The organism is Actinocorallia lasiicapitis (assembly GCF_054778695.1).
Map to the genome: position 1 here is coordinate 1 of NZ_BAAGZI010000295.1, position 7,477 is coordinate 7,477.

Here is a 7,477-nt window from a genome sequence, read left to right on the forward strand (position 1 = left end):
GGGGCAGGCCGGGCGGGAGCGGTTCGCCCGCGAGTTCGCGGCGGCGCGCAGCCTGTCGGGCCATCCGCACGTGGTGGATCTGCTGGCCCACGGCGAGCTCGCGGACGGCCGTCCCTACCTGGTCACCGAGTACTGCTCGGGGGGTTCGCTGGCCGACCGGCTGGCCCGCACCGGGCCGCTGCCCGCGGACGAGGCGGTGCCGCTGCTGGCGGGTGTCGCGGACGCGCTGGCCGTCGCGCACGCCGTCGGGGTGCTGCACCGCGACATCAAACCGGCCAACGTGCTGCTCACCGACCGCGGCCCCGCCCTGGCGGACTTCGGCCCGGCGATCCTCACCGGCGACCCAGGCCGCCCGACCCGTGCCGCCACGCCCGCCTACGCCCCGCCCGAGCTCTTCGACACCGGCTATCAGCCCCCCACCAGGGCGGGCGACGTCTACTCGCTGGCCGCGACCCTCTACGCCCTCCTGTCGGGCCGTCCCCCGCACCATCCGGGCCGCCCCCTCCCGGCCTACGTCCTGCGCTCCCACTACCGCCACGCCAGGGAGACCCCCGTCCCCCCGATCCCCGGCATCCCCGCCGCGCTGGCCTCCCTGCTCCGCGAGGCCCTTCACCGGCACCCCGCCTCCCGCCCCACGGCCGGGGAGTTCCACACGCTCCTCACCGCCTCCTGGGAGTGATCAGGCTGGGAGCGATCAAGGCTGGGAGTGATCAGGATAGGACGGGGGCGGGCTTCGGGGACGGGGCGGGCCGCAGGCCGATCAGGGCGACAACGGCCGTCAGGGCGTAGGCCGCGGTGGCGATGACGAACGCCGTGGTGAAGCCGGATTCGGCGGGGAGCTCCGGGAGTCCGGGCGGCAGGTTCTTCAGGGTGTCGCTGGTCAGCAGGGTGGTGAAGAGGGCGCTGGCCAGGGAGCTGCCGACCGTCCGGGAGATCGAGTTGAGGCCGTTGGCGATGCCGCTCTGCTCGGCCGGGACTGACGCCGCGATCAGCGCGGGCATCGCCGCGTAGGCGAAGCTCACCGAGATCCCGACCAGCACGCCCGCCGTGACGACCGAGAACACAGTGTCGTGGGCGGCGATCAGCCACAGATACCCCATGAGGCCGACCGCCGAGCTGGCGACCAGGGTGTGCCGCGGCCCGAACCGGCCGACGAGCAGCCCGCCGAGCGGCGCGGCCAGCATCGAGGCGAGGGTGCCGGGCAGCAGGAACTGGATCGACGCCCGCAGTACCGACGCGCCGAACCCGTAGCCGGTGAACTCCGGGAGCTGGGCCAGGTACGACACCCCGAGGAACTGGATGAACATCGCGAAACCGACGAACATCCCGGCCAGGTTGGTGAACAGGACGGGCCGGTGGGTGAACATGCCGAGGTCGACGAGCGGGGCGTCCACCCGTCGCTCCACCGCCACCCAGAGGGCCGCGACGCCCGCCGAGCCGGCGAAGCAGCCGAGCGTCGCCGCCGAAGTCCAGCCCCACGTGTTGCCCTGGGACAGCGGCAGCAGGAGCAGGACCAGGAAGCCGCCGAGGGTGAGCGCGCCGAGGTGGTCGACGCGTCCGCCGGTCCGCTGCCCGGTGGCCGGGACGACCGCCGCGACCACGGCGCGCGCGATCGCCGCGACGACCGTGGAGAACCAGAACACGATCTGGTAGCCGGGGTCGTCGCCCTGGGTGAGCAGGCCGGTGACGACGACGTCGAGCCCGCTGCCGAACGCAAGGGTTCCGCTGACCACGGACATCGCGCCCGGCTACCGCTCCTTGGGCAGTTCCTCGCGCAGCACCGACAGCGCGAGGGGGAAGATCGCGGTGGCGGCGCCCTGGAAGGCCCGGCCGGCCAGCAGCAGCCACAGGCTTCCGGCGAGCGCGGCGATCGCCGATCCGGCGACGGCCAGCGCGAGCACCGCCAGGAGGGTCCGCTTCTTCCCGAACTGGTCGCCGACCCGGCCGAGCAGCGGGGTCAGCACGGCGGCGGACAGCAGGGTCGCGGTCGTCACCCATCCGGCGTTCGCCGCGGACGTGTCGAGTTCGCCGGCGATGAGGCCGAGGATCGGCACGGCCTGGGTCTGCATGAGCGACACGACCATCGCCGCGAGGCTGAGCACCGCGACGAGCAGACCGTTCTTGCGGGCCTGAGTCATTCGGGCCATTCGGACAACTCCCCGGATCGTTCCAAAGTCCTTGAAGTCCTCAAGTATCCGCCAAAGCTTGAGGACTTCAAGCTTTTCTGGCCCCTCAGCCCTATGAGGCCCCTCACAACTAAGCTCTAGGCATGGACGAACAGCGCGACGAGCTCCGCCGGGCCGTGATCAGGTTCGTCTCGGCGTATCTGCACGACGCGGGGTCGGCCGCCACCGAGCAGGGGCTGACGGTCGCGCAGGCGCAGCTCGTCGTCCAGCTCGACGAGCCGCTGTCGATGCGCGCGCTCGCCGCCCGGCTGTTCTGCGACGCCTCGAACGTCACCGGGATCGTGACGCGGCTGGAGGGGCGCGGGCTGGTCGTCCGGGAGTCCGATCCGGGTGACCGGCGGGTCAAACTGGTCTCGCTGACACCGTCGGGCGTCGAGCTGCGCGACAAGATCAGGGCCGGTCAGCTCGGGCTGTTCGCGGCGCTCGACACCCTGGACCGGCCCGCCGCCCGGGCCCTCGCGGACGCGCTGTCGATCATGACGCCCGCTCTGGAGTCGGCCCGCCCGTTCGGGTAGCCGCGGCGAAGATCGTCCCGCTAGGCTCGGATTTCCCTACGGGAAGCGGACCAGTGGACGACACCCCCTCACAGATCGGCCCGTACCTTGTGCGGCGGCGCCTCGGCCGGGGCGGGATGGGCACGGTGTACCTGGCCGACGCCCCCGACGGCCGGCCCGTCGCCGTCAAGGTGATCAATCCGGAGCTGGCGGCCGACCCGGACTTCCGGGAGCGGTTCCGGCGGGAGGTCGAGGCGGCCCGGCGGGTCCGCAGGTTCTGCACGGCGCCCGTGCTGGACGCGTCTCTGGCCACGAATCCGCTGTATGTCGTCACGGAGTACATCGCGGGGCCGACTCTGACCGAGGCGGTCGCCGGGTCGGGACCGTTGCGCGGCTCCGATCTGGAGGGCGTCGCGGTCGGCATGGCGACGGCGCTGTCGGCGATCCACAGCGCCGGGCTGATCCACCGGGACTTGAAACCGGCGAACGTGCTGCTGTCGTCGACCGGCCCACGGGTGATCGATTTCGGGATCGCGCGGGCGCTGGACGCCACGACCGGGGTCACCAGGACGGGCCAGCTCGTCGGCACGCCCGCCTATATGGCGCCGGAACTCGTCACGGGGCAGCCGATCACGCCGGCCGCCGACGTGTGGGCGTGGGCGTGCGTCGTGGTCTTCGCCGGGACGGGACGCTCCCCGTTCGAGGCGCCCCATCTGATGGCGGTGCTCCACAACGTCGCCTACGCCGCCCCCGAACTGTCCGGTTTCGTCGATCCGGGCCTGCGCGGCCTGGTCGAGGCGGCCCTGTCGAAGAACCCGGCGGACCGGCCGACCGTCCCGCAGATCCTCGACCATCTGGCCGGTCACGTGTCGACCCATCCGGGCCCGCCCCACCCGACGGCCCCCGCGCCTCTCCCGCCGCCTGTCGCCTCCCCTGGGACGAACCGGGCGGCACTGGCGATCGCGGGCGGGGCGGTGGCGGTGCTCGTGGCCGTCGCGGCGACCGTGCTGATCATGCGGGACACCGGCGACGGCAAGCCGCAGGATGTGGCGTCGGGCCCGGCGTCCGCCCGGCAGAACCCGGCCTCCTCGGCGGGCCCGTCATCCGGATCCCGGCCGCCGCCCGTGGCCCCGCCTTCGTCGGCGGCCTCGTCGGGCTCGGGCGACGCCGACGGAGCTCCGTCCCTGGTCGGCGTCTGGACCGGCAAGGTGACCCAGCCCGGCATCGCCAAGAGCCCCTACGACGTCAAGATCGTCTATACCGGCGGTTTCGTGCAGGAGGTCGTCGGCACCAGCGAGTACCCGACCCTGGGCTGCAAGGGCGACCTCAAGGCGATCTACATCACCGAGGACAAGCGCAAGGTCACCGTCCAGGAGCGGATCAACAGCGGCCCCTGCGAGAACAACGTCTTCGTGGAGCTCTCTCTCCGCCCCGACGCCAAAACCCTCTACTACAGCTTCCAGACCGGCTCCACCCACGGCGACGGCATCCTCGACCAGACCCCCTGACCACCCCCCTTAACTCCAGGGCCCCGCACCCCTCGCCCACCTCGGCCCGCACCCCTCGACGCTCCGAGCCCCGAACCGTTGATCGTGTCGAGCTGCGGCGAAATGACGGGTTGGGGTCGTTGAAACGGGCCACATGTCGCAGGTCGAGGCGATCTTGGGCGGTGGGCGGGTTGGGGCTGAGGGTGTGGTGGGGTTGTTGCGGGGAACTTGGGTTTCGTTCACGTGGTTGTAGCAATCATGGTGCATGATGTGTCCCGAATCACTGAGTTTTGGGACGGTTTGTGGTGCTTTGGGGTGCTGGGCTGCGGGTCGGGATCGTTGATTTGATGCCTCGGCCCGGGTTGGCTCATCGGCAGTTCGCCGGGATGGTCGGTGCCGCTGGGGTGCCGGTTGAGGTCTTCGCGATTCCGTTGCCGATGGGCGCGGACGTGTCGGAGCCGGAGCGGTGCGGGCTCGACTGGGCGCTGATGCGGGAGATGGACGGGCTGATCGTCACGGGGACCGAGCCGCGGTCGCCGTCGCTGATGTCCGATCCGATGCGGGAGGTCGTCGCCCGGATCGTCGCGGTCGACGCGCCGTCGACGATCTTCTCGTGTTTCGCGGCGCACGCCGCGTTGAGCGTCTTGTATCCGGTGTCGCGGGAGCCGCTGCCGGTGAAGTTCCGGGGCGTGCACCCGCATGTGGCGGCCGTCCATCCGTTGACGGCGGGTCTGCCCGAACGTCCGCTGGTCCCGCATTCGCGCTGGAACCGGATGCGGCTGCCCGACGGCGTCGTCCCCGTCCTGTCGACGGCTGACGACTGGCATCTGGCCGCCAGCCCCGACGGCCTCCGCCACCTGTTCTTCCAGGGCCACCCGGAGTACGACGCCGACACCCTGTTCCGCGAGTACCGCCGTGACGCCCGCCGCTACCTGTCGTCGGAGACGTCCTGGTTCCCCGACCTGCCGGAGAACTTCCTGGACACCGACACCCGCGCCGCCCTCCTGGCGTTCCGCGCCCTCGCCCTGGCCTGCCGCACCCCGGCGACGATGGACCGTTTCCCCAGCGCCCCGTTCATCGACCGCTGCCGCGACACCTGGTCGGCCGACGCCCGCACCGTCACCGCGAACTGGCTTTCCGCCCTGGCCGCCGTGCGCACCGCCGCCCCCGCCGCCTGACGGAAATCCGCTGGCCGGGGGCGTGGCCGCGACCTAGGATGCCCCGACATGATCGATATTGCTGAGCTGGAATGCCTCCCTGAGGCGTCGTTGCGCACGGACCGCCTGTCTCTCGAGCCGTTCTCCTCGGCCGACCTCGAAGCGCTGACGGCCCTGGGGCACGACCCGGAAGGTCTCCCGCCGGGCGTCCCGGAGACCGCCCCGGAACTGGCCGAGTGGCTGGGCAGGGGCGCGGCGGAGTTCCGGACCTCCGGCTCGGGCGCCCACTTCGCGATCAGGGAACGTTCCACCGGGCGGCATCTCGGGGCGATCAGCCTTTACCGGCTGGATCTCGCCGCCCGCCTGTGCGAGATCGGCTACGGCCTCAGGCCGGCCCACCGGGGCCGGGGTTACGCCACCGAGGCGTGCGCCGCGGTGGCCCGCTGGGCTCTGACGTCGGGCGGCCTGCAACGCGTCCAGCTCCGCGCCAACACCGACAACCCGGCCTCGCTGCGCGTCGCGGAGAAGGCGGGTTTTCTCCGCGAAGGCACCCTGCGCCGCGCCAACCTGGAAGCCGATGGCCTCCACGATCTGGCCGTCTTCTCCCTCCTCGATTCCGACCTGGAACCCTGACCCGCCGCGGCCGCCCACGGCGACCGGCCCTCGGGCCGCCGTGCCGCCGCAGTGGAAGGCCCTGGCGGTGACGGTAGGCGCGGCGCGAGGGGGTTCTGCGGGGTTCACGCCGCAGCTTTGCGTTCTGTTTGGGGGGTGCTCGGCGGCTGGCGGGGGGCTTGTTGCCGGTGGCCGGTGCGGGCCGGTGGGGTGGGGGCATGACGAAAGATGAGGAACGGGAGAAGTTGCAGGCCGGGCATCCGCGGTGGCGGGTGTGGCGCGGCCGGTACGCCGACGGCAGCCCCGGCGAGCTGTACGCGACGCGGCGGCGGGATCTGACGGACGACGAGTTCGCGGCAGGTCTCGCCCAGACCTTGCCGATGGGCGTCACGAAGACCTTGGCGGAGCAGCTCGCCTGGCAGGACCGGCTCGACGACGAGCTGGCGTGACGTCCGCTCTTCCGGTGGCGGGGGGCGGCTGCGTAGGGTTGGCTCACCATGGAGTTGCCCGCCGCCCTCGGCCCCTACCGTCCGCTGGACCGTGTCGGAGCGGGCGGCATGGGTGAGGTGTTCCTGGCCCGTGACGGTGCGGGCCGGCTGCTCGCGGTGAAGACGATCCGCCCTGACCTGCTGTCCCGCCCGGATCTGCGGGTCCGGCTGCTGCGCGAAGCGGAGTCGCTCGCCGGGATCCGCAGCCCGTACGTGGCGGAGCTGGTCTCCTATGACGTCGACGCGAGCCCGCCGTATCTGGCGTTGCGGCTGATCGAGGGCCGCTCCCTGACGGATCTGGTCGCGCAGGACGGTCCGCTGCCCGTCGCGGAGCTGTGGCGTCTGGCGGCGGGCCTGGCGGAGGCGTTGACGGCCGTCCACGGCGCGGGGGTCCTGCACCGCGATCTGAAGCCGTCGAACGTCATCGTCACGGCCGATCCGAGCGGGCTGCTCCGTCCGGTCGTCATCGATTTCGGTCTGGCCCATCTGCTGGACGCCACCCGCCTGTCCCGCGCCGGACGTGCCAGCGGCACACCGCCCTACATGTCGCCCGAGCTGCTGGCGACGGGCAGCGCCACCCCCGCCTCCGACGTGTTCTCGTGGGCGGCCACGGTGCTGTTCGCCGCGACGGCCCGCAACGCCCACTGGTCGCTCGTCCCGCCGGCGGAGCTCGCCCGGATCCTGTACGCGACTCCGCTGCCGCCACCGTTCCGCGATCTGCTGGACGAGGCGCTGTCCCCGACGCCGCAGGCCCGCCCCACCACGAGCTCCCTGCTGCCCCGTCTGGCCCCTCTCGCCCCCACTCCGGGCCGCGACATCCACCGCGAACTCCCCTTTCCCCCCACTCCGGAGCTGTCCCTGACGCTCCCAGGACCCCGCTCCCTGCGGCTCGCCCTGCCCGCGACGGCCGCCCCCGGCACGAAGCTCACCGTCCCGGGCGAAGGCCACCTCGGCGCCAACGGCGGCCCGCCCGGCTCTCTCCATTTGACGTTCACCGCCACCACCCCCGCCCGTTCCCCGCTCCCCGTCCCGCCGCCCGGCGGCCCGCCCGAC

Annotated in this window: 7 protein-coding genes and 1 pseudogene; 7 read left to right on the plus strand and 1 reads right to left on the minus strand. The window is 72.4% G+C overall.

The window, feature by feature from the left end; translation table 11 throughout:
- A partial coding sequence (locus ACYVE7_RS25205) for a serine/threonine-protein kinase (protein WP_460367826.1) occupies positions 1-679 on the plus strand: 679 nt, incomplete at its 5' end.
- A 31-nt stretch (positions 680-710) separates the two neighbouring features.
- Here ACYVE7_RS25205 and ACYVE7_RS25210 read toward each other — a convergent pair.
- Positions 711-2,147 (minus strand): annotated as a pseudogene (locus ACYVE7_RS25210) (MFS transporter).
- A gap of 122 nt (positions 2,148-2,269) precedes the next feature.
- Between ACYVE7_RS25210 and ACYVE7_RS25215 the strand changes: the two are divergent.
- From ACYVE7_RS25215 to ACYVE7_RS25240, 6 genes are all read left to right on the plus strand, one after another.
- Positions 2,270-2,701, plus strand: a complete 432-nt coding sequence (locus ACYVE7_RS25215) for a MarR family winged helix-turn-helix transcriptional regulator (RefSeq protein WP_460367828.1) — start codon at positions 2,270-2,272, stop codon at positions 2,699-2,701.
- An 89-nt stretch (positions 2,702-2,790) separates the two neighbouring features.
- The gene (locus ACYVE7_RS25220) at positions 2,791-4,188 is read left to right on the plus strand and encodes a serine/threonine-protein kinase (protein WP_460367837.1); all 1,398 of its coding nucleotides are present in this window, start codon (positions 2,791-2,793) and stop codon (positions 4,186-4,188) included.
- 284 nt (positions 4,189-4,472) lie between these two features.
- Entirely contained in the window at positions 4,473-5,345 is an 873-nt protein-coding gene (locus ACYVE7_RS25225; RefSeq protein WP_460367830.1) for a homoserine O-acetyltransferase/O-succinyltransferase family protein, read from the plus strand.
- Positions 5,346-5,393: 48 nt separating this feature from the next.
- Complete coding sequence (locus tag ACYVE7_RS25230) at positions 5,394-5,957, plus strand: GNAT family N-acetyltransferase (RefSeq protein WP_460367832.1); 564 nt, start codon at positions 5,394-5,396, stop codon at positions 5,955-5,957.
- A 197-nt stretch (positions 5,958-6,154) separates the two neighbouring features.
- Positions 6,155-6,385 carry a hypothetical protein gene (locus ACYVE7_RS25235; protein WP_460367834.1) on the plus strand — a complete coding sequence of 77 codons (231 nt, stop codon included), beginning with the start codon at positions 6,155-6,157 and terminating at the stop codon, positions 6,383-6,385.
- 48 nt (positions 6,386-6,433) lie between these two features.
- The coding region (locus ACYVE7_RS25240) for a serine/threonine-protein kinase (RefSeq protein WP_460367835.1) at positions 6,434-7,477 on the plus strand (1,044 nt) is incomplete at its 3' end.

What these genes read in the sequence shown, in the direction of transcription:
- ACYVE7_RS25215 (WP_460367828.1), top strand. Translation starts at nt 2,270, where the DNA reads ATGGACGAACAGCGCGACGAGCTCCGCCGGGCCGTGATCAGGTTCGTC.
- ACYVE7_RS25230 (WP_460367832.1), top strand. Translation starts at nt 5,394, where the DNA reads ATGATCGATATTGCTGAGCTGGAATGCCTCCCTGAGGCGTCGTTGCGC.
- ACYVE7_RS25235 (WP_460367834.1), top strand. Translation starts at nt 6,155, where the DNA reads ATGACGAAAGATGAGGAACGGGAGAAGTTGCAGGCCGGGCATCCGCGG.